This window comes from Streptomyces sp. NBC_01261 (genome assembly GCF_036226385.1).
Lineage (GTDB): Bacteria > Actinomycetota > Actinomycetes > Streptomycetales > Streptomycetaceae > Streptomyces.
The window spans coordinates 225,732-251,460 of record NZ_CP108463.1 but is presented as its reverse complement, the minus strand read 5'-3'; the positions used below and the strand labels follow the sequence as shown (position 1 = coordinate 251,460).

17 protein-coding genes and 3 pseudogenes are annotated in these 25,729 nt (G+C 70.0%); 2 read left to right on the top strand and 18 right to left on the bottom strand.

Translation table 11 applies throughout. From position 1 onward, the window contains the following. Nucleotides 1-156: 156 nt before the first annotated feature. Nucleotides 157-546, top strand: coding sequence for a phosphotransferase (locus OG226_RS00990; RefSeq protein ID WP_329347330.1), 390 nt, complete (start codon nucleotides 157-159; stop codon nucleotides 544-546). A 235-nt stretch (nucleotides 547-781) separates the two neighbouring features. On the opposite strand, the gene OG226_RS00985 is transcribed toward OG226_RS00990, so the two are convergent. The 11 genes from OG226_RS00985 to OG226_RS00935 all read right to left on the bottom strand — a co-directional run bounded on the left by OG226_RS00985 (nucleotide 782) and on the right by OG226_RS00935 (nucleotide 17,371). Then, entirely contained in the window at nucleotides 782-1,177 is a 396-nt protein-coding gene (locus OG226_RS00985) for a hypothetical protein (protein ID WP_329347329.1), read from the bottom strand. A gap of 301 nt (nucleotides 1,178-1,478) precedes the next feature. Further along, entirely contained in the window at nucleotides 1,479-2,810 is a 1,332-nt protein-coding gene (locus tag OG226_RS00980; protein WP_329347328.1) for a cation:proton antiporter, read from the bottom strand. Between the two features lie 96 nt (nucleotides 2,811-2,906). After that, nucleotides 2,907-9,383: an SDR family NAD(P)-dependent oxidoreductase gene (locus OG226_RS00975; RefSeq protein ID WP_329347327.1), complete on the bottom strand. Its 6,477-nt coding sequence runs from the start codon at nucleotides 9,381-9,383 to the stop codon at nucleotides 2,907-2,909. 29 nt (nucleotides 9,384-9,412) lie between these two features. After that, nucleotides 9,413-10,537 (bottom strand): ketoacyl-ACP synthase III family protein, encoded by a 1,125-nt coding sequence (locus OG226_RS00970; RefSeq protein ID WP_329347326.1) that lies wholly within the window; start codon nucleotides 10,535-10,537, stop codon nucleotides 9,413-9,415. 136 nt (nucleotides 10,538-10,673) lie between these two features. Continuing rightward, nucleotides 10,674-11,333 (bottom strand): HAD family hydrolase, encoded by a 660-nt coding sequence (locus OG226_RS00965; protein ID WP_329347325.1) that lies wholly within the window; start codon nucleotides 11,331-11,333, stop codon nucleotides 10,674-10,676. Between the two features lie 14 nt (nucleotides 11,334-11,347). Then, on the bottom strand, nucleotides 11,348-12,697 hold the full coding sequence (locus OG226_RS00960) for an NAD(P)/FAD-dependent oxidoreductase (RefSeq protein ID WP_329347324.1): 1,350 nt from the start codon (nucleotides 12,695-12,697) through the stop codon (nucleotides 11,348-11,350). A 24-nt stretch (nucleotides 12,698-12,721) separates the two neighbouring features. Then, entirely contained in the window at nucleotides 12,722-13,000 is a 279-nt protein-coding gene (locus tag OG226_RS00955) for an acyl carrier protein (RefSeq protein WP_329347322.1), read from the bottom strand. 19 nt (nucleotides 13,001-13,019) lie between these two features. Further along, on the bottom strand, nucleotides 13,020-13,739 hold the full coding sequence (locus tag OG226_RS00950) for a class I SAM-dependent methyltransferase (RefSeq protein WP_329347321.1): 720 nt from the start codon (nucleotides 13,737-13,739) through the stop codon (nucleotides 13,020-13,022). Further along, nucleotides 13,736-15,169, bottom strand: coding sequence for an amino acid adenylation domain-containing protein (locus OG226_RS00945; RefSeq protein WP_329347320.1), 1,434 nt, complete (start codon nucleotides 15,167-15,169; stop codon nucleotides 13,736-13,738). The genes OG226_RS00950 and OG226_RS00945 overlap by 4 nt, the downstream gene beginning before the upstream one ends. Then, nucleotides 15,166-16,305, bottom strand: coding sequence for an acyl-CoA dehydrogenase family protein (locus OG226_RS00940; protein WP_329347319.1), 1,140 nt, complete (start codon nucleotides 16,303-16,305; stop codon nucleotides 15,166-15,168). The genes OG226_RS00945 and OG226_RS00940 overlap by 4 nt, the downstream gene beginning before the upstream one ends. Before the next feature lie 10 nt (nucleotides 16,306-16,315). Continuing rightward, the gene (locus tag OG226_RS00935) at nucleotides 16,316-17,371 is read right to left on the bottom strand and encodes a ketoacyl-ACP synthase III family protein (RefSeq protein WP_329347318.1); all 1,056 of its coding nucleotides are present in this window, start codon (nucleotides 17,369-17,371) and stop codon (nucleotides 16,316-16,318) included. Between the two features lie 549 nt (nucleotides 17,372-17,920). On the opposite strand from OG226_RS00935, the pseudogene OG226_RS00930 reads away from it, so the two are divergent. Next, a pseudogene (locus OG226_RS00930) lies at nucleotides 17,921-18,091 on the top strand (citrate/2-methylcitrate synthase); the annotation flags it as partial. A gap of 171 nt (nucleotides 18,092-18,262) precedes the next feature. Here OG226_RS00930 and OG226_RS00925 read toward each other — a convergent pair. The 7 genes and pseudogenes from OG226_RS00925 to OG226_RS00895 all read right to left on the bottom strand — a co-directional run bounded on the left by OG226_RS00925 (nucleotide 18,263) and on the right by OG226_RS00895 (nucleotide 25,575). After that, nucleotides 18,263-19,515, bottom strand: a pseudogene (locus tag OG226_RS00925) (ATP-binding protein). Between the two features lies 1 nt (nucleotide 19,516). Next, nucleotides 19,517-19,983: pseudogene (locus OG226_RS00920) on the bottom strand (response regulator transcription factor); the annotation flags it as partial. A gap of 494 nt (nucleotides 19,984-20,477) precedes the next feature. After that, nucleotides 20,478-20,798, bottom strand: coding sequence for a hypothetical protein (locus OG226_RS00915; RefSeq protein ID WP_329347317.1), 321 nt, complete (start codon nucleotides 20,796-20,798; stop codon nucleotides 20,478-20,480). A 309-nt stretch (nucleotides 20,799-21,107) separates the two neighbouring features. Next, nucleotides 21,108-21,944: an MmyB family transcriptional regulator gene (locus OG226_RS00910; protein ID WP_329347316.1), complete on the bottom strand. Its 837-nt coding sequence runs from the start codon at nucleotides 21,942-21,944 to the stop codon at nucleotides 21,108-21,110. Between the two features lie 283 nt (nucleotides 21,945-22,227). Continuing rightward, nucleotides 22,228-23,604: a hypothetical protein gene (locus tag OG226_RS00905; protein ID WP_329353745.1), complete on the bottom strand. Its 1,377-nt coding sequence runs from the start codon at nucleotides 23,602-23,604 to the stop codon at nucleotides 22,228-22,230. 70 nt (nucleotides 23,605-23,674) lie between these two features. Then, on the bottom strand, nucleotides 23,675-24,862 hold the full coding sequence (locus tag OG226_RS00900; protein ID WP_329347315.1) for a hypothetical protein: 1,188 nt from the start codon (nucleotides 24,860-24,862) through the stop codon (nucleotides 23,675-23,677). Between the two features lie 134 nt (nucleotides 24,863-24,996). Continuing rightward, nucleotides 24,997-25,575, bottom strand: a complete 579-nt coding sequence (locus OG226_RS00895; RefSeq protein WP_329353277.1) for a CHAT domain-containing protein — start codon at nucleotides 25,573-25,575, stop codon at nucleotides 24,997-24,999. Between the last annotated feature and the right edge of the window lie 154 nt (nucleotides 25,576-25,729).

Below are 25,729 nucleotides of genomic sequence, written 5' to 3'. Positions count from 1 at the left end.
ACCCTGGCATCGTCCATGCTAGAGACACCCACTGACATCGCGGCCGGGCCGTCGACCCACCAGCACCGGACGGCTCAGGTCGCCGTCGGTCAGCCGGTGAGATGGACGTCCCCGATTCGGTGGCGAAGACCGCGCAGCTGTCCTCTCTCCAGGAACATGACGGTTCCGTACGCGACGTCCACGTCGATCGCCGCCACCCCCACCGACCGCACCGCCGTACGGCAGGAGTACATCGCCCGCGCCGTCCCCCAGTGCACCGGACTACCGGCGCCGCAGATCACCGAGTGGACGTGCGTGCACGGCGACTTCCACGCCGCCAACCTCACCGCCCGCGCCACCATCCTCGACTGGGAGGGCTGGGGCATCGCACCCCGCGGCTACGACGCGGCCACGCTCTGCGCCTACGCCCAGCTCGCCCCGACACCGCGCTACGCATCCGCCGCGAACTCGCCGCGTTCCTCGACGGCGCCGCCGGCCGCGTTGCCCTCCTTGTTGTCTGCGCCGAACTGCTCCAGTCCGCTTCCCGCGGCGACCACCCGCAACTGACACCCAAACTGCGGTCCCTGATCGACCAGCACCTGCACGCCGTGCGGGAGGCGCCGGGGCTTGCGAGAACTCCTGCACGGCCACCCCTCCAACCGCGCACCGTGTGGACCGCACAACGACAGGAGGGCGCCCATGAGCGCGCTACCGCGAGCATGCGCCGAGCTGGCTGGCGAGGGCGACCTGGTCGATGTGGTCTCCGAGCCGCGCCGCCTGGGGGGTGCCTCTATGTCTTTCGTCAAGCGACGCGTGGGGTTCTGGGTTCGTAGAATGTGCCGTCGCGGAGCATCGCGAACAGCACGTTGATTGGACACACCCGGACGCTGCTGGACCACGGGCTGTGGCTGTGCTCGGACCGCGAGGAGTGGAAGAAGCTCGTCGTCGAGGCGGTCGGCCGCCCGAAGATGCTGTCTTTCCGGTCCCCCGGGAAGAGCTGCTGCGGCGCCTGGAGGAGCGCAACCAGCGCGAGGACGGCAATGCGCTGACCGTCACCCCGGAGGCGCTGGACGACTTCTACGCCCGGTTCGAGCCCCCTCATGACGAGGGTGAGGAGATCATCGAGCCCGGTTCGTTCTGACCCGCCGCGCCGGTCGGTGGCCCACGACGCCCACGGGCAGCCGTCGGCCGGGGTCATCGAACTACCTCCGCCGGCGCGGGGACCACACCGAGATGGTCCGCGTCCACCGCCGCGTCACCGAACTGCCTCCACTGGCGCAGGGACCACCCGGACGCGGGCTTGAAGAACGCGCCCTGGTTCGAACTACCCTGCTCATCTGAACGGCCGCGTCGGCCATCTGGGCTGGCTTGCCCTGTGGGGCAGGTGGGACGGATGTCGCTGTGCCAAAGCCGTATCCGGAAGAGTTCCGCCAGGACGTCGTGCGGGTCGCGAGGAACCGAGGCGCGGGTGTGACGGTCGAGCAGGTGGCCAACGCCTTCTACGAATTCCTCGGCCGCGGAGTCGCCTCGGTGCCGGTCCCCGGCTGGGCGTTCGGAGTGCTCCCGTTGGCGGCGCGGGGTTCGGCCGCCGCCCCCTCGGCGGCAGTGGTCGGTCGGCGCAGGGCGCGGATCAGCGGTCCCGTGGCCGCCGTCGTGACGAGGGCCATGATGATGAGCAGCGCGTACAGGCGCGGCCCGATCAGTCCGGCCTGCAACCCCACGTTCAGGACGATGAGTTCCGTGAGGCCCCGTGTGTTGAGCAGTACCCCGACCAACACCGAGTCCCGCCACGGCAGTCGGGCACCGCGCCGGGCCGACAGAGACCCGGCCGCCACCTTGCCGGCCACCGCGGCGGGGCACAGTGCGAGAAGCAACAACACGTCGGAGAGGCGGAGTCCGCTGAGCTGGACCGACAACCCCGAGACTGTGAAGAACACGGGCAGCAGCAGGCTTCCGGTCTCCTGAAGCGGGCGCAGCACCCGGCTGTCGGGAATTCCGTCGCGCTGACGGGGCATGACGACACCGGCCAGCAGCGCGCCGAAGATCACATGCAGCCCGAGGGCGTTGGTCGCCCACGCCGAGGCCAGGGTCAGCGCGGTGGCGACGGGCACGGGATCGGTCAGTACGGAGCCCGGCCGGTTCATCCACCACACCAGCAGCCGTCGTACGGCGAAGACCATCACCAGTACGTAGGCCATCAGCAGCCCCGTCCTGGTGAGCCACTCACCCAGGGAATCCTGTCCGCCACCGATCAGGCAGACCGCGAGGATGGGCCAGCTCAACACGTCGATGACGCCGGCGGCAGCCATCGCGATGGTGGCGGGCCCGCTGCCGGCGAGCCCTTGGTCCCTGATGATGCTGGCCAGTACGGGCACCGCCGTGATCGAGAGGGCGACCGCCATGTAGAGGGTGAAGTTCGCGTCGACCGGTCGGCCGCCGTTGACGGAACGGAACGCCCCGGGGAGGAGTACGACGAGGCCGGCTCCCATCACCATCGGCAGGGCGAAGCCGCTCAGCGAGACGGTGGTCACCGCGCGGCGCTGACGGAGCTGACCGAGGTCGAGTTCGTAGCCGACGGCGAACAGGAAGAGTGCCAGGGCTACTTGGGCCATTGCCGTCAGGACCGGCTTGATCTCCTCCGGGAACAATGCCGCGTGGATGCCGTGCGGTGTCAATCCCAGCAGGCTCGGGCCAAGTGCTATTCCCGCGAGCAACTGCCCTATGACCGGGGGCTGTCGGAGTCGGCGCGCCAGTGCACCCAAGGCCCAGGAGGCTGTGATCACCAGCGCCAGGGCCGCGAGGACGTGCGTGACGAGTGAGTCGGTGTCCACCGGTTCTCTTTTCCTCGTTTCGCTGTTCGGCGCATCGGCAAATACCCTGTGCGCAGAGGGCTCGTACGGTGCGTCGGCGGGGTCGATGCGCCGCACTCACTCCGGCGGGGCAGCGGCGAGCAGGTGATCCGTCAGTTCCCGGAGTGTTGTGCGGCTGAGGATCTTGCCGACCGGCAGCAGCACGCCGTGTGAGCGCTGCACTTCCTGCCGTAGCTGAGCCGCCATCAGTGAGTCGAGGCCCTGGCTGGTCAGGTCCAGCTCCGGGTCGAGGTGGTCGGCGTCGACGCGCAGGATGGCGGCTATCCCGTCCCTGAACAGTGCCGACCGGTCGGCGGTCGGCATCGACGCATTCGGTGTCCGGTGTGTGGTGTCGTCCGGACCGGCGGTCCGCGTCGCACCGTTCGTCCCGCCAGCGGTGGCCGCTCCATCCTGCGGCGTCGGCGTCGGCGTCGGCGTCGGAGCGGTCGGCCGGTCGGCGAGTGCCGGTGCGGTGGGCGTCGTCCTGTGCGCACGCGATGGAGTGGGCTGGGCGACAGCTACAGGGCGTGCCCCCGCCCCATCCACCACATCCCGCAGGAACGGGGACGCGGCCGCCGCCGGATAAGTGGCTCGCCACTCCGCCCAGTCCACCGGCATGACCAGCGTGTCCCCGCTACCGGTGGCCAAGAGATGGTCCAGGGCCGCGAGTCCGGCCGTGGACGTGAAACCGGTCATGCCGCGGGGGATCAGGTTCCGTCCGAGTCGCGCGCCCGCCCTCGCGGCCATGCCCCGGTCGCTCCAGAAGCCCCAGTTGACCGACAGTGCCGCACGGCCCTGGCTGCGGCGTGCACGGGCGAGGGCGTCGAGGCCCGCGTTGGCGGATGCCGCCGCGGCGACGTGGGGTGAAGCCAGAAGCGCGTTTCCGGAGGAGAACAGTACGAAGTGATCGAGGCCGTCCTCGAAGATCCGGTCGAGGACCCGGCCGCCCTCCAGCTTGGGGCGCAGCACGGCCTCCAGATCCCGCAGAGTGGTCTCGCCGATCGGCTTGTACATGAACACGCCGGCCGTGTGGAAGACGCCCCGCACCGCCGGGTGGCCGGTGCTGCGGCGATGTTCGACCAGACGCCGCATCGACCGTTCGTCCGCCGCGTCCACCGGTGCGTACTGCACCTCGACACCCTGACCGCGCAGTTCCTCCAGCAGGGCGGCGGCATCGCCTCCCGACGTGGACGCCGTACCCGGCAGGGAGCGGCCGGTGAGCAGCAGGTGCCGGGCGCCGCGCACGACGAGCCAGCGGGACACCTCGGAGCCGATGCCGCCGGCGCCGCCGGTCACCAGATAGGTGGCGTCCGGCCGCAGCCGTGTGGGTGCGGGTGCCTTCGCCCGGGGTATCGGCAGGTCGACCTGAGGTGGCCCCAGGTCCACGAGCACCCGGCCGGTGTGCCGGGCCGCGCGCATGTCGTCGAACGCCGCACCGATCGCGTCCAGCGGGTACAACTCGGCCGGCAGTGGCGGGAGTTCACCTGCCGCTACCAACCGCAGGACCCGGTCGAGCAGCGCTCCCGCCCGTTCGGGACACTCGCGGCAGAAGGCGTCGATGTCGAGCACCTGGACGGAGGAGCCGTGCGGCAGCCCGCGCGGGTCCGTCGGACGGTCCGCCGGCGGATTCTGTTCGGCCAACTCCACGTAGCGCCCGTACGGGGCGAGCATGCTCAGGTTCTGGTCGACGGCCGAGCCCGTCAGCGAGTTGAGGATGACGTCCATGCCCGTGCCGTGCGTCCTGGCCAGCAGGGGACCCGCGAAGTCGCCCCGGGAGTCGGCCACATGGGCCACGCCCATCGCTCGTAGCAGGGCTCGTCGCCGGTCGCTGCCGGCGGTCGCGTGGATCTCGGCGCCGCGCCACCGCGCCACTTGGAGCGCGGCGAGGCCTACGCCCGTCGTGGCCGAGTGGATGAGGACCTTCTCGCCCGCACGCAACGCCGCAAGTTCGACCAGGCCGTACCAAGCCGTCAGGTAGGGGATCGGCACGGTGGCGGCCTCGGCGAGGCCCAGGGAGCTGGGCAGCCGGTGGGTCAGCCGACGATCGGCGAAGACCTCTGTGGCCTGTCCCTGTTGGGTGATGGCCACCACCCGGTCGCCCACGGACACGCCTCTGACCGAGGCGCCGACGGCCGTCACCGTGCCGGACGTCTCCCGGCCCGTCAGGCCGTCGTCGTGCGCGGAGCGAGACCCGGCCGCCCGGAGGACGTCGCGGAAGCCGACCGCGCTGTAAGCCGCGGCGATCCGCACCTCGTCGGTGGTCGGCTGTCGCGTCGTGGGCACCGCACGCACCGGGTGTGCGTCATGGCTGCGGCCCGGCACCAGCTCGGTGACCTCGTCGGGGCAGGGTGTCGGCGCCAAGCGGTGCAGGCGCAGGACGTGGCGTCTGTCCGCGCGCAGCGCGATCTGGTCCTCGTCCCGGTTGCCGACCGTGATCTCCTGGGCCAGCGCCTCGGTCTGCTCCGCGCCCCGCGCCGGGTCCAAGTCGATCAGGGTGTGCGGGACGGTGGACAGTTCGCTCGCCGTCGTGCGTCCGAAGCCCCACACGGCGGACTGTTCCGGGTCCGGTGCTCCGTCCGTGTCCACCACCGTCTCCGCGCCCCGGGTCACGAGGACGAGCCGGGGGAGGGGCCCCTCCCACCGGGCCGTGGACAGCGCCCGTTCCAGCAGCAGTGCGCTCCCCAGGCCCAGCGGAACTTCCCCGACCGGCCGTGACGTCCGCAGGCTCCACAGATGCACGACGGCCGCGATACCTCCGGGCCGGTCGCGTCCGGCCTCGCACACCAGCCGGGCGTAGTCGTCGAGACGGGACGGGTCGATGCGGTAGGTCCCGTCGTCGTCGCGCCCGTACCGCTCTCCGGGGCGTACGGCGATCCGGGCGCCCTGCGCCGGGGCAAGCCGGGGCCCGAACTCCTCGTCCTCGAAGACCAGCCAGGCGCCCGCGGCCGGTTCAGGAGCGGGCGTGGGCGGGGGCGCAGGAAGCCAGCGGGGCCGGTAGAGCCAGTCGGTGAGCGGGCCGGGGTCCTCCTGCCGTACCAGCCAGCGGATGCGCAGACCGCGGAACTCGGCCAGCAGTGTGCCCTGTTCGTTCCGGACGGAGATGTCACCGCTGAAGGACTCGGCCGTCAGGTCTCGTCGTACCACGTGGCTGTGCAGAGTCCCGGTGAGAGGTCCGTGGAGGCGGAAGGCGTCCAGGGAACCCAGGACGAACGCGTACTGGTCGCCGGGTTCGCAGGTGTCGGGCAGAGTCGCGGCGAGGACCTGCCCGCAGGCGTCGAGAACCGCCGGATGGGCGTGGTGGCGCCCACCGCCGGACAGCTCGGACAGGCCCGGCGGAACGGTGATCTCGGCGAGTGCCTCTCCCTCGCCGCACCACACCCGGCCGATGCCCCGGAACACGCCGTGCCAGTCGTTGCCGCGGGCCGCGAACCGACGGTAGAACTCGGCGCCGGCGAGATGGTCGGGGGCGCGTTCCGCGATGCGTCGGGGTGTCTCCTCGGGGACGTCGAGCAGGCGGGTGCCCTCGGAGATCTTCTCGACCCGGGCGTGCGCGTGCCGGGTCCACCCGGTGCCGTCGGCGGTGGAGACGTCGAACGCCCAGGCCGGGCCGTCCGGTCGGAGCGTCACCCGCAGCGTCGGCGGAGCGTCCGGGGTGAGGAAGAGCGCCTTCTCGTAGCGGACGTCCGTGACGGCTGCCTCGGCTCCGACGGCCTCGGCGGCGGCCACCGCCAGTTCCAGGTAGGCGGTGCCGGGCAGGATGACCATCCCCTGCACCTGGTGATCCAGGAGGTAGGCGCTGCGGTCCAGGTCGACCGGACCCTCCCAGCGGTGGGCACCGTCGTCCAGGACCGTGTGCGTGCCAAGGAGGGGGTGCCCGGCCCGGATGTCCGCCGTGTTCGTCGCGGCGGGCGGTCCGAACCAGAACTCGGTGCGCTGCCAGGGGTGGGCGGGCAGTGTCACGTACGCGGCCGGGTCGTCGAACAGCGCGTCGAGACGTATCGGACACCCGGCCTGGTGGAGCTGCCCGACCGCGGTCAGCAGGGTGGTCCGCTCATCGGTGCCGCGCAGCAGCGACGACACCACCTGGTCGTCGGTGCGCTGTGTGGGCAGGCACTCCTTCACCGCCCCGCCGAGGATCGGGTGCGGGCTGATCTCGATGACGGCCGCCGCCTCGCAGTCGGCGGTCTCGGCGTCGACGGCCGCGTGGAAGCGGACCTCGTCGCGGAGGTTGCGCACCCAGTAGTCGGCGTCCAGTTCCGCACCGGTCAGCAGGTCTCCGGTCACCGTCGAGCGCAGCGGAGTCGCGCCCGCGCGCGGGCGGACCGACTCCAGTGCGGTGCGCAGGGTGTCCAGCAGGGGATCGACGTGGGTGCTGTGCGAGGCCACGTCCACCTTGACGATCCGGGTGAGCACCTCCCGCCGCGTCAGCGCCTCAAGCAGCTTCTCCACCGCCGGGGTGCTGCCCGAGACGATGGTGCGCCGCGGGCCGTTGCTCACCGCGACGTCCACGCCCGGTACGCCGGCGAGTTCCCGGCGCAGTTCGTCGGCGGGCAGGTCCACCGCGGCCATGGTTCCGGTGCCGGCGATCGTCCTGAGCAGCGCGCTGCGACGACAGATCACCGCGGCGCCGTCGGCGAGGGTGAGCGCGCCCGCGGCGCAGGCGGCGGCGACCTCGCCCATGCTGTGGCCAATCACGACATCGGGCGTGACTCCCCACGACCGCCACAGCGCGGCGAGACCGACCTCGACCGCCCACAGCAGCGGCTGCACGATGTCGATGGGCCAGGCCGCCTCGTCGCCGGAGGTCAGCTGCTCGATCACGGACCAGCCACGTTCGGCCCGGACGTGCCGGTCGCACTCCTCGACGGCCTCCCGGAACACGGCCGAGGTGCGCAGCAGACCGCGCCCCATCCCGGACCACTGCGAGCCCTGCCCGGGAAACACGAAGACGGTCTTCCAGCGCGCGGCGGCCCTGGCGGCGACGATCGGTCGGCCGTCGCGCAACTGCCGTACGACCTGGTCGTGTTCGGCGGCCAGTACGGTCATGCGGTGCCGGTGATGGGTGCTGCGGGCCAGGGTGCTGAAACTGAGGTCGCGCAGCGTATGCCGGCGGCCCTCCCCATCGGGTCCGAGGAAGTCGCCGTAGGTGGCGGCGAGTTGGCGCAGCGCTGTGGGTGTCCGGGCGGACAGGGCGAGCAGGTGCGGACCGGATGCGTCGGTCCGCGGTGTCACGGGCGCGGGGCGGTGCTCGCCGAGGACGACGTGAGCGTTGGTGCCGGAGATGCCGAACGAGCTGACGGCCGCGTACCGTACGGCGTTTTCCCCGCCCCATTCGCGGGCGGCCTGTGGAATCTCCAGCGCCATGCTGTCCCAGTTCACGGCGTCGGTCAGCCGGCCGCTGTGCAGAGCGGGCGGGACGACGCCGTGCGCCACGCACAGGGCCGCCCTGATGAGCGCTGCGATCCCGGCCGCCGCCTCGGTGTGCCCGATGTTCGTCTTCACGGAACCGACCAGCAGGGGGTCCGCGGCCGTGCGGCCCGCGCCGGTGCCGTAGACCGTGTCCAGGGAGCGCAGTTCGATCGGGTCGCCGGTGGGGGTGCCGGTGCCGTGCGCCTCCACGAAGCCGACGGCGCGCGGGTCCACGCCGCCGCGCGCGCAGGCGTGCCGCATCGTGTCGATCTGGCCGGTCTGCGAGGGCGTCATCAGATACCCGCTGCTGCGGCCCTCGTTATCGACGGCCGAGCCGTGGATGACCGCGTGGATCCGGTCGCCGTCCGCCTCGGCCCGAGCGAGTGTCTTCAGGACGACGACACCGACACCGTCGCTGCGCACGAAGCCGTCGGCATCGGCGGCGCCGAACTTGCACCGGCCGTCCGCGGACAACATGTCCGCCTGGGAGAACGTGATGCTCTCCTCCGGAGTGAGCACCAGGTTGACGCCGGCGGCCAGGGCGAGGGTCGCCTCCCCGGCGCGCAGCGCGGCGCACGCCTGGTGCACGGCCACCAGCGAGGACGAGCAGGCCGTGTCGACGGAGGTGCTCGGGCCGCGCAGGTCGAAGAAGAACGACAGACGGCCGGACAGGACGCTGCGTGACGTGCCGGTGTTGGCGTAGATGTCCAGCGCCCCGGCCGCCCGCAGCAGATCCCAGTACTCGGCGGTCCGCTGCCCGACGACGACCGCGGTCGGGCTGCCCGCGAGCCGGTCCAGCGTCAGCCCGGCGTCCTGCACGGCCGCCGCGGCGGTGTGCAGGAGCAGTCGCTGCTGCGGATCCATGTGACTCGCCTCGCGCCCGGAGATCCCGAAGTAGGCCGCGTCGAAGCCCCGGATGTCGGGCAGGAAGCCGCCCCGGCGGCTCACGATCCGTCCGGGGGTGCGGGGTCGCGGGTTGTGGAAGGCGTCGATGGGGAAGCGGTCGGGCGGGACGTCCGACGTGGCGTCCACGCCGGCGAGCTGCATCCGCCAGAACGCGGCGACGCCGTCGGCGCCGGGGAACTCGCATGCCATCCCTACGATGGCGATCGGCTGGGGAGCGGCCGGGTCCTGCTGCGCCGTCACGCGGCACCTCCTGTCGGCGTCGTCAATTCCTAGATCCAGGACGGCAGTTCGGTGAGGGTGAGAACCGCGGCCGCGGCCGACCAGCCCGGGGCGCCGCCGAACAGGAGCACGTGGTCGCCCGCGTCGAGGCGTCCGGTGCGCAGCAGATGGTCCAGGGCGATGAACTGGTCGCTGGACGAGGCGTGTCCGATCCCGCAGCCGAACTCCCACTGCGACTGGGCGACGTCCAGGCCGAGCGGCTCCATGACGCAGTTGCGGGTGGTCGCCTCGTCACCGTTGGGCACCAGCACCCAGCGCAGATCGGCGGCCTTGACTCCGGCGTCGTCCAGCGCGGCCTGCGCCGTCTGGGAACAGGCCTTCGCTATGCCGTCGGCGACACTCATCCCGCCGACCTCGCGCACCCGCTCGTTGAACTGCTGGGCGCGCTCCACCGTGTCGATACGCCGGCCCGTGGAACCGGTGGGCGGGAACAGAGGTTCGTCGCCGCGCGCCATCGCCTCGAAATCCGGATAGACCCGGGAGACGACCGCGTCGACACGGGCGAAGCCACCCCGCGAGCTGATCACGACGGAACTGGCCGCGTCGGCGGCGATCACCCCCATCGGCCCGCTGTCCCACCGGTTGAACAGCGGCGAGTTGAAGTTGTCCGCCGTGGTCAGGAGGATGTCCGGCCGGCGGTCGGACTGCAACGGCAGCAGCCCGGCGGCCAGTTCGAGACCGGTGAGCATGCTGTTGCACCCGTTGCGGATCTCGGTGCCGGTGGCCCCCGCGATGCCCAGCTCCCGCATGACGAAGGCGGTCGGTGACCACATCTCGGGGCCTTGGTAGAACGTCGAGCCGTGCAGCACCGTGCCGATCGCGGCGACCCCGCCGGCGGAGTGGCCCAGCGCGGTGCGCGCGGCGCGCACGGCCATCTCGGGTGGTGACTCCGGCCCGGCGACCAGCACACTGCGCAGCCCGCTCTCCGCGAAGACCGTGGCGTCGTACAGACCCGCGGCGACCGCCTCGGACGCGGGGAAGGCGTCGGGCTGCCAGCAGCCGAGCCCGGCCAGGAACATGCCGGCCGGCTTCACGCGGGCCTCCTGGCGGCGTGCCTGCGGGACGCGGCCCGCTCCGAGCGCGGGGGCCGGGCTCTGTTCACGGCGATGCACCACCTTCTGCTGTGTACGGATCGGACGGGAGCGGCGGCTGCGGCTCCTGGTCGTACGTCGTGCCGGGAAGCTCTGGCCGGGCGGCGGACACCGCGCTGAGCCCGCCGCCCCGTGCGCCTCGGTTCGAGGGCGTCCCTCCTCATCCGGCGGCCCACTGACCGGTGCGCGGCGCGGTCTCCGAGCCCACCAGGCGCGCGAGTCGTGCCACGGTCAGCCCGGTCAGGCCCGGTACGGCGAGAGCGACCGGTTCCGCCGTCGGCGCGACCGCGACCGTGACGCAGCCCGCGGCCCGTCCCGACCGGAGCCCGGTGGACGAGTCCTCGACGACGGCGCACCGACCCGGCGCGAGGCCGAGTCGGGCGGCGGCGGTGAGATACGCCTCCGGGTGCGGTTTCGGGTGCCGCACCTCGTCACCCGCCACGGTCACCGCGAACCCGGCCGGGCCCAGCGAGGGCAGCACGGCGTCGACCATCGCCCGGTACGAGGACGACACCAACGCACACGGAACGCGGGCCCGCCGCAGCTCCCCGAGCAGCGCGACGGCGCCGGGCAGCGGGGTGATCCCGGGCCGCAACCGGTCGAGCATGCGGGCACTGACGCGGGCGTACAGGTCCCGCTCGGGCATCGGCGTCCGCATGAGGCCGGTCAGCCGGGCCAGGTTCGCGGCGACGTCACGGCCCCGCAGCTCCTCCGGCCGCAGGGCCGTCTCCGGTACCCCGGACGCGGCGAGCACCTCCGACAGCGCGTCCAGCAGGAGGGCCTCGGTGTCGACGAGGGTTCCGTCCATGTCGAACAGCACCGCCCAGGGCGCGGTCAGAACAGGGCCCGGGAGCTGAGGGACACTTTCATCTTTCCCAGCAGCGGGTGCCAGAGATGGTCGGGGTCGGCCTCCACGGCGGCGATGAAGTCACGCATCGCTGTCAGAGCGGCCGGCTCCTGCTCGTCGTAGACGTCGCCCTGGAGCAGTTTCAGGACGTCGATGCGGTAGCGGGGATCCTGGACGAAGGCGGTGAACAGGATGTTGAGGCGGTAGTAGATGGAGATGAACTCGTACCAACTCGACACACCGCGCCGCAACTTGGTCACGTAGGTGTCGAACCGGGCGGCCTTGAAGTCGCCGGCCTCGGCGGCGGCGATGATGTCGGCGCAGGCCAGCCGGGCGCTGTTCATCGCGACGCTGACCCCGCTGGAGAAGATCGGGTCGACGAACCGTGCGGCGTCGCCGATCATCACCATCCCGTCGTCGCACACCTTGGTCATGCCGTAGCTGTAGTCGCCCTCGGCTTTGAAAGGCCGGACCCGCTCGGCCTTCTTCAGCGCGTCGTGCAGCAGCGGCCTGCTGGCCACCGAGTCCCAGAAGAACCCTTCGAGATCGTCCTTGCCCTCCCGGAACCGCGCCTTCTGGGTGACGACGCCGACCGAGGTGATCGTGTCGGTGATGGGGATCTGCCACACCCAGGTGTCACTGAGCGGCAGGAAGTGGATGAAGATGTACTCGGCCTGGTTCGCGTCGTTCGACAGGGCCTCCCGGTCCAGTCCCTCGAACCAACTGTGCACGGCGTACTGGTTGAACACCGGATCGGGCACCTTGACCTTCAACTGTCGCCCCAGCAGGGTGCCGCGTCCGCTGGCGTCCACGACCATCCGCACGGGCACCTCGGCGGTCGTCCCGCCCAGCCCGACCCGCAGCACGGGCCGCGCGCCGTCCGCGAAGTCCACGCCCCGCACCCGTACCCCGGAGAACACCTTCGCCCCCAGACTCTCCGCGTGCTTGAGCAGGATGTGGTCGAACCGGCCGCGGTCGACGTGGAAGGTGTAGTCGCGGTCCACGCCCAACTGGTCGCGTTCGTTGAACAGCACGTCGGCGGCCCCGAGACCGTGGTCGTGGACCTGGAAGCCGAGCGGGTCCACGTCGTCCGCGTTCGCCGAGGTCCAGGCGGCGCCGTACTTGCGGGGGAAACCCGCCGCCTCGATCTTGTCCATGGCGCCGATCTCCAGCAGCACGGGTGTGGTCGCCGGCACCAGGGACTCACCCACGTGCTCGCGGGGGAAGAACTCGCTGTCGAAGACGGCGACCGACAGCCCCGCCCTGGCCAGATAGGAGGCGGCGGTGGAACCGGCCGGGCCGCCGCCGATGATGCCGATGTCGTAGTCGTACGTCATCCGTGCTCCTGTCAGCGCGAGGTTTCAGAGCGAGGCGGTCTGCGAACGGAGCAGCAGGATCAGGTCGGTGATCGACTCCAGCGAGCGGAAGTGCTCACCGGTCATGTGCACCGGTGGCACCCGCACGCCGTACGCGGTGCGGATGTGCGACAGCAGACGAGCGGTGCGCACCGAGTCCAGGATCCCCATCTCCAGCAGCGGGCTGGCGGCGGTGATCTGGTCGGACGGCACACCCGTCGCGAGTTCGTCTGTCACATAGCGGAGCAGGCCTTCGAGCAGCGTCACGCGGTCAAGGTCCGTCATGTTGCGGTTCCTCCGGGTGTCAGAGCCGTGCCGACGCACGCGCCACGACGTACCTCGTCGGCAGCTCCAGCGGCTGCCCGTCACAGGTGCGCTCCGTGGTGTGCAGAGCGATGTCGTCGTCGGCGAGGACATCGAATCCGTTTTCCTCCAACAGCAGCCGCAGCCGCCCGTCGTGGGCGGGGGCGATACGGGCGCCGAAGTCGAAGTGGGCCGCCAGTCCGGCCGTCTTGGGCAACTGGGCTCCCTGGGCGAGGAGTTCGGCCACATACCAGCCGGTGCGCTCGGTCAGCTCCTGGGCGAACAGGATGCCCCGCCCGCCGAGCAGCAGCCGGATCGTCGCCAGCATGCCCGCCCGGTCGTCCGGGGTGAGCTGGTGCAGCACCCCGCGCATGTAGACGTTGGCGTCGCCGAACTCCGCGCGCAGGGCCGTCACGGTGTCCGTGTCGAGCAGGTCGGCACGGCGGTAGATGACGTTGGGCGCCGGGTGCGTGGCGGCGGCCAAGTCCACGGCCGCATCCGCGATGTCCAGTCCGACGACCTGCCCGACGTGACCCGCCAGCCACTGCGTCTGCCGTCCGCTGCCGCACCCGAGATCGATCAGGGGCAGCGAGAGATCGGCGTGATCCTGGAACAGCGGCAGATGCCGGGCCGCGGTCAGCCGGGGCGAGGAGTCCCAGAGGGCGGCGCCGGGCTCGGTGGGCAGCGCCGACCAGAAGGCGTCCCAGACCGCGCCCGTCATACGGCCGCTCCCCGAGCCACCACGCTGCGGAGCACGGCGCGGTCGACCTTGCCGTTCGCGGTGCGGGGAAACCCGCTGACCGTATGCAGCGCGTCGATGGACATGTACGGCGGCAGGAAGTCGGAGCAGTGCCGTCGCAGCTGCGCGAACTCGGGCGCGCATCCGGGCTCGGGGACCACCACGGCGTGCAGCCGGGCGTCGAGTCCGTTGCCCACCACGAGCACCACCGCGTCCCGCACCGCCTCGTGCGCCACCAGCACGCCGCTCACCTCGGCCGGCTCCACCCGGTGGCCGCGGACCTTCGCCATGTCGTCGACCCGGCCCCGGTACTCCAGTCGGCCCTCCGCGTCGTACCGGCCGAGATCACCCGTACGGTACGGCCCGCTCTGCGGACGGCCGCCCCAGTAGCCGAGCATGACGGTCGGGCCGTCGACCACGATCTCACCGGCCTCCAACGACACCGCGTCCCCCGCGACGGGTGACCCGATCGGGATGTCCGTGGTGCGGGCGAGATCCGCGTCCGTCACCTCGTACGAGGTGCACACGTTGGTCTCCGTCGGGCCGTACCAGTTGAGCATGCGGACGTCCGGCCAGGCGCGTCGCAGGTCTTTGAGCGCCTTCAGTGGAAAGCGTTCACCGGCGAAGACACAGGCGCGCAGCGCTCCCGGCCCGCGCTCCAGCAACTCGCCGTACTCGGCCATGAGGACCAGGGCGGACGGCACCGAGTACCAGACGGTGATCCGGCTCTCCAGCAGGAAGTCGACCAGCGGCTCCGCGGCCCGCGCGAGGGTTTCTCCGACGAGGTGCACCGAGGCGCCGGCCCGGAAGGCTGCGTAGAGGTCGAAGACGGACAGGTCGAAGCCGAAAGAGGCGTGGTTCGCCAGCCGGTCGGCCGCCGTCAGGCGCAGCTCCCCGCAGGCCCAGTCGACGAAGGCGAGCGCGCCGCCGTGGCTCACGCAGACGCCCTTGGGCCCTCCCGTGGACCCCGAGGTGTAGAGGATGTACGCCGGGTCGGCAGGCCGGACCGGATGGGGGGCCGCGGCCGGGCCGTTCGCCCGCTCCAGGAAGAGGTCCCCGCAGGGAACGTGGACGGCGCCGGCGATGTGCTCGTCGTGGTCGGTGACGACGAGGGCCGGGCGGGCGTCCGCCGCGATCTGGGCGACCCGCCGTGCCGGGTTGCCGCGTGGCACCGGGACGTGGATCGCGCCGCACCGCAGAACCGCCTGCGCCACGGCCACCGATGCGACCGTCTTGTCCGTCCACACCAGGACGCGGTCGCCGGGCCGGACCCCGTGGGCGCGCAGGGCGGCGAGACAGCAGTCGGCGCGCGTGTCCAGCTCGCCGTAGCTCAGGCTGTTGGTGAGGTCGCGGACCGCGAGGGCGTCCGGAGCGCGGGCGGCAGCGTCGGCCACCGGGCGGTAGAGGCTCACAGTCCCATCTCCCGGGCTATGAGCTGCCGTTGGATGGCCGAGGTGCCGGAGAAGGTGGTGGCGGGGGCGGCGTCGCGCACCTCCTCCTCGATCCCGTATTCCGTCAGGAAGGCGCGGCCTCCGAAGAGTTGGGCGGTGTCCAGCGAGGTGGCGACAGCGGCCTCGGAGACCGCCAGCTTCGCCAACGCGACCCACAGGTCGGGGTCCTGGTCGGCGTCGATCTCGACGCAGGCGCGGTAGAGCAGGAGCCGTCCGCTCTCCAGTCGCAGCCGCATGTCCGCCAGCCGGTCCGCGACGGGCTGGAGGTCGGCCAGCCGTTTCCCGAACTGCCGCCGCTCCCGGACGTGTTGGAGACACCGTCGGATGAGCCGTTCCTGCTGGCCCAGGTAGATCGCGAAGAGACAGGAACGCTCCCACCGCATCGACGTCCGGAACACCACCTGCCCCTGGCCCGGTCTGCCCAGGACCCGGTCGTCCGGTACGAAGCAGCGGGCGAACCGCACTTCACCGGCCTGGCAGGAGACCAGGGCGGATTTCCGTAATGGCTCTCCCGCGAGCAGCCCGGGGGAGTCGCGGTCCACGGCGAACGCGGTGGTGCTGAAGTAGCCGCCCTCCGGGTCTGTCGTCGCGTAGGTGACGTAGACGTCGGCGACCGGGCCGTTGCTGACGAAGCTTTTGACGCCGTTGAGGAGATACCCGCCGTCGACCCGGGTGGCCGTGGTAGCGAGCCGGGAGACGTCCGATCCGGCGTCCGGCTCCGTCATGGCGTTGCCCGCCGTCAGCTCGCCCGAACACAGCGCGGGCAGCAAGGTCTTGCGCGTCTGCGGGAGCGCGAACTCCAGCACCGGCATGACACAGGCGAACAGATGGGCCGCGGCGGCGAACAGCAGTCCGGTGTCCGCACCGCCGTCGCTCGCCCCCTCGTACAGCAGGGCCGTGTCGAGAGCGCCTAATCCTTTGCCGCCGTGTTCTTCCGGGACGGCCGCACCCAATAACCCGACAGTGCCCAGATTCTTCCAGGTGTCCCTGTGTGATCCTGGTAATCCGTCGACGATCTCCGGGGCGGAAAGTCTTTGCGCGGCCACCTTGATTCGATCGATTCGTTCCCGTTGTTCAGCGCTCAGGCTGAAATCCATGAGTCGCCTTTCATGAAACGATGGCCGACGGGGCAGTGGACCAGTGCGGGGTCTCGGTGATCTCGATCACCGCGCAAGCGATATTCAGTCCGGGCCCCACTCCGAGCATCAGGAAATGGTCCCCGCCGCGCAGTTCGCCGGAGAGCAGAAGCTGTTCCAGGGCCACCATCTGGTCACTGGCGCCTATATGGCCGACGGTACGCCCCTGTTCCCATGTCGAAAGGGACATCGGCAGACCCAGCGGAATCATCGCGCGGCCCTCGACGCGTTCCCGAGAACCGTTCGCATAGGCGACGCGGGAGATGTCGTCCATCGTGATGCCGGCTTCGTCGAGCGTGCGGCTGACGAGCTCGTCCTGCGCCGCCACGAGCTTCAGCGGACCCGCCGGGTCCCGGTCCGGTCCGTCCAGCCAGCGGTCCTTGGAATCGCCGAAGTCGAGCCTGCCGGGCCGGCCGGCTCCGGGCGGGAACAGCGGCTCGGGTCCGCGGTGCATGGCCTCGTACTCGGGGAGGGTGACGGCGTTGACGGACTTGAGCCGGGCGAAGCCCGCACGGCGGCTCAGCACCACGGCGGAGCCGGCGTCGCCCATGACGAAATGCGGACTGAAACGCCAGCGTTCCAGCAGGTCGGAGGTGAAGTTGTCACCGGAAGTGAGCAGCGCGGCCTCGTGTTCGGGCGAGGCCATGAGGTGCCCCGCCGCGAGTTCCAGCGCGGAGAACATGCCCATGCAGCCCTGCCTGATCTCGGCCGCGGTCGCCTGGCCGGCGCCCGTGTGGCGCTGCACGTAGTACTGCGGACACCAGCCGTGCGGCCCCTGGTACCAGACGCTGACGTAGAGCAGCAGGCTGAGGGAGGCGGCACTCTGCCCGGCCCGTTCGAGGGCCTCGCGGCATGCCCGCACCGCCAGCTCCGGCGCCGGCACCTCGCCGGCGACGGTGACACTGGTGATCCCGTACTGCTCCGCCGCGGTCCGGTCGATCAGGTCCCGCTCGACCGCCCATCCGATGGGAACCCGGTCGGGAAGATAGGACCCCAGACCGCTGATCAGCACATCGGACACTTTCATGAACGACCCCGGAATCTCTCGTGCGTCTGTCGTGGCGAATTGCTAGGAGACGCGACAAAGTCGCCTGTCCCCATCCATCGTGACAACGTTTTCCCATTTCGCGGGAGTGGGCGCGGATCTTCCGATGTGGGAAAAGAGAAGGAGGGGGAGTGGCGAGGGGAAGGGTTCGTGAAGGAACTGTCCCATTACGGGAGAAATCCCTTTGAGCGGTCAGCTTCCTGGGAGGCGCGCCGTGCTGTTCGAAGGAAGTGGACGGTCTCTTCTGAGCGTCGAATCGCTCATGCGCCAAACCCTTGGATACCGCCTGGGTGAGGCGGCGGAGTGAAATTCCTCAAGTAAGGCTGCCCCCCATTTCCGTGTGTGTCAAGACGCGGAGGAGGAGGCAGAGAAAGGAGGGAACGCTGATGCCTGCAGCCGGGGCGTAGCCCCGGACGCACGTCGCTCCTGCCCGAACACGGGACCCGGGGCGGTCGATGACACGATCGAGGCCCGTCGTCCGCTGCGCGCTGCGGGTCAGGCGTGCGCCGACTCCGGTTCCGCAACGGTCAGTTCTTCCACATGTGCTTCGGCGCCGTACCAGCCCCCGAGGTGGCCCGCTGCTTCGAGATCTCCCTGGTGCTGTACGCCGAACACGGCTTCAACGCCCCGACATTCCGCGCCCGGGTGCTCACCTCGGCGCTCTCCGACGTGTACAGCGCGATCACCGACGCGATCGGCGCGCCGAGCCGTGGCTCGACGAGGCAGTGCCAGCAGGGCCAGCGGGGGAACCAGGGACCATCCCCGCGGGTGCGGGGGTGAACCGCCGTCCTCGGCCCGGCCCCCGAGACCCGTCAGTGCTCCCCGCCGACGCGGGGGTGAACCGCTGGCGTTATCGCGATCCTCACTGATCCGTCAGCCGGGAGGCGGCAGGCGGAGTGTGACTATCGCTCCACCATCGGGTGCGTTGGAGAAGGACAGCGAAGCCCCGATGACCTTGGCTTGGCCGAGGGCGATGGTCAGCCCGAGGCGATGACCTCGGCCGCGTTCCGACGCTCCTGTCCGAAACCGGCGGGGCCCGTCGGCCAGCAGTGCACGGGGGAAACCCGGTCCGTGGTCCCGTACCGTCACATGGCTCCCTGCCACCTCGACCTCGACGGGTACGCGGCCGTGCCGGTGCGCGTTGACGACCAGGTTCGTAACGATCCTGTCGAGCCGGCGCGGGTCGGCCTCGGCCAGCACGGCGCTGTGCGTGGTGAGCCGGGTCTCCAGTCCGGTGCGGGCCAGCGACTCCCTGATCACCTCGACGAGCGGAACAGGCCTGAGACCGGCCTGTTCCGCTCCCGAGTCGAGCCGGGAGATCTCCAACAGGTTCTCCACCAGGGTGGGCGGGAACGCCAACCGGTTCCTGACCAGCTCCGTGGCTTCCCCTTCGGGGAGCAGATCGCTCGCCGTCACCAGGCCCATCAGCGGCGTGCGAAGTTCGTGGGCCACGTCGGCGGTGAAACGCTGTTCGGCCGTCAGCTGTCCGTGGAGGCTGTCGGCCATCGCGTCGACGGTGGACGAGATCGCGGCGATCTCGTCTTTGCCGCGGCGGCCTGCCGTTCTGGCGGACAGGTCACCGGCCGCGATGCGGCGTGCGGTCCGCGCCACCCTCCGCAGCCTTCGGTGGGGCAATTCCGCGGCAAGCACCGACAACGGTACGACGACGGCCGGTGCGACCAGTGAGTACTTCCACATGTGCCGGTCCAGGGCCCGCCGTGTGAGCAGATCGGGTGTCATGTCGATCTCCACCGCGGCAGGGTCGCCCCGGTACATCCGAGCTGCCCACATCGAGGGGTGGTCTCCGGCGCCGTGTCCGTCGTACCAGGTGGCGTAGCCGTCTGCTGAGTCCTGCCGGTCACGAAGCCGCCGCAGCAGCTCGACGGGTACGTCCTCGGACGGCACGCGCAGCGAGTTGGGCGCACTCGGGTCCCGCTCGTGGTCGCTCAGGTCCCGGGCAACTGCGTAAGGGCCTTGGGTCGGCCGTCGTTCATCGACCGGGCCAAGGTACCGTCATGGACCAGCACCCCAACAGTCAGCGCGATGGCACAGCAGGCCATCGAAACAAGCGGAGCAATCTTCCAGCGCAACGAGCGCCAGTTCAGAAGATATCGCGGAGCATCCACCTCAACGTGGCAGCTTGAAGCCGAATTCGCGGACAGTCTGGATCCGTTCGGCTCCGATCTTCCGGCGGAGCCTCTGGACACAGAGGTCGACCACGCGGCTGTCGCCGTCCCATACATCACGCAGCAGCGTGTGTCGGTCCAGAACGACTCCGGGATTCGCGGCGAACTCCAGAAGGAGCCGCAACTCCGTGGGGGCGAGCGGCAACAGTTCGCGCGCCTGACGCACTTCGAGGCCGACGGTGTCAATCGTCAGGTCGCCGAAAACGAGAGGGGCCGCCTCGCGCGGTCGAACGGAATCGTCCGGCCGCGTCGAACAGCCCGCCGGTTCGGTCGGGGCCCGTACGACGCGGCTCGGGCGGAGGGGCTGAAAGTGGCTCGCCGAAGCAAGGACCGTATCCGGGCCACCAGTTCCGCGGTGTCGACAGGCTTGACCACGTAGTCGTCGGCGCCGGCCTCCAAGCCGGAGATCGTGGAGCCCACGGTAGATCTCCCACCGGCTGCGCGCCGATTCAAGTAGTCGTCGCAACACCTGGATCACGGAGGCGCTGCGTGGGAAGACCGGCGGGCTGGACAACAACGGTGCGACCAGGGCACCACCACCACGTTTGCGAAGGTGCACCCGGCGGCCACGACGTTGCGGTGCCAGCGCAGTACCGTGCCCGGCCCACCCGCAACCGCATGCGGGTGGCAGGCCATGGAGGAGCGACGCCAAAAACGCCCGGTCGCTCGCGTGGAACCGGACCTGCTGCCCGTTCGGCTGCCGTTCCAGAACGCCGGTCTCGTGGCGCAGAGTTCGTCACGCCCAGGTACGCCAGTCTCAGCAGCAGGACCGATCATCATGCCGCGCCAACCGGCGCCGTGCGACACCGGCGACTCGATCGGCCTCGGCCGACGCCTAAACCTGATCCCACCTGCGTGGATAGGGTATTCGGCAAGGGCAGGGTTGGACAGTCTCCTACAGGTTAGGCGATCTCGGAGTCGATGCCGGTGATCACTGCGGGGCCGAGCGGCACGGCGTCCGCGTCGAGTCCGGCGTCCCGCAGCGCGGTGTCCGCGAGCCTCCGCGCTTCGCGCTCCGCGTCGGCGTTGGTGTCCGCCTGCACGGTGACCCGGAGGGCGAAGGTGTTGTCGTCGTTGACGGCGAGCACGTCCAGGTCTTCGGCGCTGCCCATTTTGGTGCCATGCGGATCCGCGGGCCGCAGCGCCCGCCCCAGCCGCTGCCTTGCCGCGTCGTCGACGCCAGCGGTGAAGGTGCCGGGCACGGTGATCACGTAGGTGGTCATGAGAATCCTTCCGTCGGGTGCCACACCGCATACCCCAAATCACGACGAGGATTACGAGCCCCCGACGACTGCGGGAGGAAGCCGACCGGGTGCTGGCCGCGCTCGTCGCAGCGGAAGGCGCCGACGCCGCCGCGATCACCCGATCCAGAACCCAGTTCGACTGACCACACCCATCGACCGGTATGGGGAGGCTTTCTCAGACCACCCGATGCCAATCCGAAAAGGTCAGTAGAGGGCGTCTGAAAAGCCGGTCGGCGACGCTTCCTGAGCCCTGTGTACTGCGGCAGCAGGTCGACACTGCCGACAAGGTCACCGACCGCCTCGGCTTGCGCGGGACATCTCCAGCAGGGCTGTGGAGGACGGCGACCCGGGGGTGGTCGTGTACACGAGCACTATCTCGTCCGGGTCGCTGGTCAGTTGGAGCCCCTCCCAGGAGAACTCCAGCTGTTGGTGGGGAGGGTGGCAGCGCAGAACGACGGTCGAGTGCGTGGTCTCCAAGACGTGCTGTTCCGACCAGAGCCGGCGGAAGTCCTCGCTGTAGTAAGCGAGTTCATCGATCTCCTGGATGAGCTCCGGGTCCCGGGGCCTCTTGCCGGTTTCGGTCCGCAGGTACGACACTGCCTCGCGGGCCTTCGCCTCCCAGTCGACGTACAGCCACCGGGCGCGCGGATCCGTGAAGACGAGCCGTCCGACGGTGCGCTGTGCGGAGGGGATGCCGTCGAAGTCGGCGAAGACGGCCGCCGCCAGGCGGTTCCACGCGAGTATCGAGCCTCGCCTGCCCACGACATAGGCGGGAGTGTCAGCCATCGAGTCGAGGATGTGCTGCACACTGGGCCGTACACTGCGGGAGCCCTCGTGGTCGGAGCCCGTGTTCGGCCTCGCCAGACTACGCAGGTAGCGACGCTCGCCCGTGCTCAGCCGGAGCGCCTCGGCCACGGCGTCCAGCACGGCGTCCGACACCCGGGACGCCTGTCCGCGTTCGAGCCGTATGTAGTGTTCGACGCTGACGGCCGCGAGCGTGGCGACCTCCTCGCGGCGCAGTCCCCTCACCCGTCTGACTCCATGGTCGGGTAACCCCACGTCCTGGGGGCGCAGTCGGGCCCGGCGGGAGATGAGGAAGTCGCGTAGGGCGTCGAAGGTGTCCATGGCAGGCATCTTTGTCGCCGATCTCGGCGCCTGCCAGTAGGCGCGAGTCTCGCCGCGTGATCCCGCCAGGGCATGGTGTGACCTCCCTCGGGCATCCCGGTCGTCGCATCCTCGTACCGCGCCCCTGTCACCGGGGGGCACACACCGCGCCGCCGGCTGGCCCGGCGGAGCCTTGCCGAAAGGACGAGCACCATGCCCCACAGTGCACGCACCCGCAAACAGCGAATGGCTTCCGCGATCGGCGTACTCGTCGCGGTGATCGGGATGACCGTAGGCGGCGGCGTCACGGCGTCGGCGGCCAACGACACCGCCAAGAAGTGCTATATCGAGGTACAGGTCCACGGGAAGTGGACCAAGTACGAGGTGCCGTGCGGCTGAGTTGATCATCCTGTCGGTCGCGACCGAGGGGGCGCGACCGGCAGGGCTCACGGTCGGGTCCCTGTGTCGTCCGCCGCGCTGTCCTTGAGCATGACCTCGCCGTGGGCGATCGCGTAGGGGGCCGGCGGGGGCCCCTGGCTGAGCCGTCGATCGCCTCCTGGCGATCGAGAGCCGCTGCCTCGGCCTGGCTCCGCGCACCTGACGTGTCACCGCGACATACCCCACACCCAGCGTGAGCCTGTTCCGCTTTGGCGGACACCATCGCTGTGGTGGTCAGGCTGCGAGTGCGGTCTCGTAGCCGGTGCTCTCGGGCAGACAACGCCGCGACGATCAGGTCTCCGCACCACTCGATCTCGGCGAGGGACACCGTGTCCTGAACTGCCGTACCCTCACGGGCAGACTCCGGCCGACTGGGGTCGCGATGGACAGGCACCGAGCCTGTGGGGCCTTGATCAGGGCGGTGGCCGTCCTCGGTGAGGAGACTGAGGACCTGGGCCCCCAGGTCGGCGGACGACAGGTCGCCTCTCAATGCCTTGGCGTAGAGGTGGTCGACACGCTCCTTCTCGTCGCTTCGGCCCTCTTGGCGGACCTTTTCCAGGAAGTCCCTAGCCCCCTCGTCGTAGGCGTTCAGCAAGTAGCCGAGCTGCTCCCCTTCTAGAGACTGCCGAATGAGCCAAGGCGCATCCTCACGCCCGCGGATCAGTTGCTCGGCCTGGCCCTGTGTGGTCCCGCGGTTGTCCCTGAGTTCGACCGTCCGGCTGTCCACCTCCAGCCGGACGTTCAGCTGAACGCGGAGGCCGAGTTCGGCACCCAGGTCGTCCCAGCGGTCGTCGGCACACTCTCGCAAAACGGCCCGGTTGGCCCGCTCGGCCTCAGCGGCCCCGTAGGTTGAGGTGACCTCGCGCAGCCGCTCCAGCACCGGCGTGGTGAGCCGCTTGCCGACATCCGTGACGACCTCGACGGCGACTAGATAGGGATCGGTCACCGCCCACTGGATGTCCACCTCGGCCTTGAAGAAGGCAGTGGCGCCAGCGGCTGGTAGCTCCATCCGGATCGTTGTCAGGAAGGTTCCGAGTGCGATCTCGCAGACTGTGTAGGGCCGGGCCAGCGGCCGCTTGTCGACGTGTTGAGTCCCCGAGATGGTGACTACGCTGTAGCCGCCGTTGCGATAGAAGAGCACTGAGGCCCGGTCAGCGCCCACATGCCGATACCTGCCTGTCGGCGCGTACTGCCGCAAGAATGGGCCCGCGCCTCCGGCCGCCGCGTCCTTGTCGTCAGTCATGCTTCGCCTTTCCGTGTGTCCGCGGCAGGGAGCTTGCCGTACCGTATTCGTGCTTCGAACGGGCACAGCGTTAGTCGGCAGTTGCCGAAACACCGTTCATGACCTCAGCAATGGTCGCGGCGACATCGGGTAGGTCCCAGTAAACGGAGTGAGTCCACAGACCGGTACTGGCGGAGTGCGGCACAGGTCGGTCGATCGGGCTGCTGCCGTCGCTGAGCCGGAACACCTGGGAGGCCGCGAACGCCAGCATGTCCAACGGTTCCCAGAGGTTGGTCCAATGGCTGAGTGACGTGGGCAGTTGGACCGGCGAATCTCCGGAGTAGGGGAGGAGTTGCCCACCACGTGGGTCGCAGATATGGAAGAAAGCCGCTTGGGACCCGAAGGTGACCAACTGGTTGGTCCACAGAGGCTCATGTGCGGTGGCCATGTCCACGGCGATGACGCCACCAAGGCTGTGGGCGACTACTCGTACGGGGTGCTCCGGACTGCGGCCCAGCTTCGGGTCGACCTCATCCACCTGGGCCCTGACACGGGCGTGAATCGCATCGCGGTGCCGTTGGTAGACGAGCACGTCGCCCAGGAAACGAGTGGTGCCAGGTCCGAAGCGCGTGCGGACGGCGTCGTTGAGGCGCCCTGCTACGGCGCCGATCGCCGCGCCCGCAACCCGGTCGAGGTCGCGGAGCCGTCGCCGGACCACGTGGCGCAGGCGCCCCGGGGGACCAGGCTCGCTGCGTAGACCGTCGTTTCTGTACGCATCGTAGTCCTGAATGTCCATGTCCAGGAGCATCTGGGCCAGGGCGCGGCCGGTCTCGGTGAGCAAGGCCAGGTCGTCGATGTGGCTGAGCCAGCGGGTGTCCTGCCACTCCGCAGCGAGGCAGTCCATGATGTCGTCCGGAGTGGGGCCACCCGACCCCAGGCCGTCACGCAGGGGACCGGAGTCGGTATCCAGTTCGTCGCGCAGTACAGCGTCGATGATCTCCAACTGGTCGGCCGTGCGCGGTTGGTTGGCGAAGAGATGGAGCGGAAGGGCGTCGGGTGTTTCGTTGCGTAGCACGTTGTTGGGCCCGAGGTTGGGCGCGGATGCCGCGTCCCGGGTGGGCAGGGCCGCGGTGATGAAGCGGTCCTCGGCTCCGAGATCACCCCAGTACACCGGCACCATGGACGTCCCCGTGGCGGCCTGGAGGGTTTCGACGGCAGTAGTGAAGTCATCGCGGTCGCGGTTGGCGACACCGTGGATGACGAAGACCGGGTCATTCATGAGCAGTGGCTCCTTCGTGGATAGCTGGCTTGCCCTGACGCAAGCTGTTGGGCCAGTGGGCGCGGATCGCGCCGGGCAGGAAACACCGACTTTGCGGACTACGGCCCGCCCACCTAGGCGCCACCGCTCGTTGATCAGGAAACCCCTCGGGTCGCTGCCGTGGCTGCGGGGCTCCCGTAGACCGCGTATGCGAGCCAGGTCGGGTCGCCGTCGAGGTCTCTGATGGCCTGGCGGGCAGCGAGCGAAGCCTGTCCCAGGGGTTGTCCGGCGTCGAGGAGTTGTCCGTAGAAAGTCTTTGCGAACTGCATGGCCGAGTCGGACCGAACTGGCCAAAGCGTGCCGATGAATGCGCCGGCCCCGGCCGTCAGGAATTTCTGGGCCCAGCCGAGGGTGTCACTGAACCAGGGAATCTCACCTGCGCTGCGACAGGCATTGAAGAACACGAGCGGTTGGTGGGCACGCAGGCTGCGGGTTTGCGCAGCAGTCGCGAGGTCGCGGGGCGTGAAGTGGCCGTCAGCCATGTGAACCCGGGATCCAGAGCGGGAGAAGGCGTTATGGCAGGCAAAATGCAACAGGCCGGCGTGACCGCCTTCGATCAAGCTGGTGAGTGCCTCACGGTTGGTGAAGTCTCCCGCGTTCGCCACTTCCGGCCCGAGCAGATCGCGCAGTTCGTTTATCTCAAGTTGCGCCTCCGCTGGTGAACCCGGCGGCATGACGAAGGCGGCACCTGGAAGGTTGATCTGATGGACGCGGTCCTGGCGGAAGACGCGGCGCACAACGGGCAGCCACTCGGCAAGGAAGCCGTTGTCGTGATCTGCGTCGAGCGGGTAGAGAAGCTCCCAGGGCACAAAGTCGTGCTCGCCCAGC

What these genes read in the sequence shown, in the direction of transcription:
- OG226_RS00950 (WP_329347321.1), bottom strand. Translation starts at nt 13,739, where the DNA reads ATGACGGGCGCGGTCTGGGACGCCTTCTGGTCGGCGCTGCCCACCGAG.
- OG226_RS00905 (WP_329353745.1), bottom strand. Translation starts at nt 23,604, where the DNA reads ATGACTGACGACAAGGACGCGGCGGCCGGAGGCGCGGGCCCATTCTTG.
- OG226_RS00900 (WP_329347315.1), bottom strand. Translation starts at nt 24,862, where the DNA reads ATGAATGACCCGGTCTTCGTCATCCACGGTGTCGCCAACCGCGACCGC.
- OG226_RS00990 (WP_329347330.1), top strand. Translation starts at nt 157, where the DNA reads ATGACGGTTCCGTACGCGACGTCCACGTCGATCGCCGCCACCCCCACC.
- OG226_RS00915 (WP_329347317.1), bottom strand. Translation starts at nt 20,798, where the DNA reads ATGACCACCTACGTGATCACCGTGCCCGGCACCTTCACCGCTGGCGTC.
- OG226_RS00960 (WP_329347324.1), bottom strand. Translation starts at nt 12,697, where the DNA reads ATGACGTACGACTACGACATCGGCATCATCGGCGGCGGCCCGGCCGGT.
- OG226_RS00910 (WP_329347316.1), bottom strand. Translation starts at nt 21,944, where the DNA reads ATGGACACCTTCGACGCCCTACGCGACTTCCTCATCTCCCGCCGGGCC.
- OG226_RS00895 (WP_329353277.1), bottom strand. Translation starts at nt 25,575, where the DNA reads ATGCCGCCGGGTTCACCAGCGGAGGCGCAACTTGAGATAAACGAACTG.
- OG226_RS00955 (WP_329347322.1), bottom strand. Translation starts at nt 13,000, where the DNA reads ATGACGGACCTTGACCGCGTGACGCTGCTCGAAGGCCTGCTCCGCTAT.
- OG226_RS00940 (WP_329347319.1), bottom strand. Translation starts at nt 16,305, where the DNA reads ATGGATTTCAGCCTGAGCGCTGAACAACGGGAACGAATCGATCGAATC.
- OG226_RS00985 (WP_329347329.1), bottom strand. Translation starts at nt 1,177, where the DNA reads ATGACCCCGGCCGACGGCTGCCCGTGGGCGTCGTGGGCCACCGACCGG.
- OG226_RS00935 (WP_329347318.1), bottom strand. Translation starts at nt 17,371, where the DNA reads ATGAAAGTGTCCGATGTGCTGATCAGCGGTCTGGGGTCCTATCTTCCC.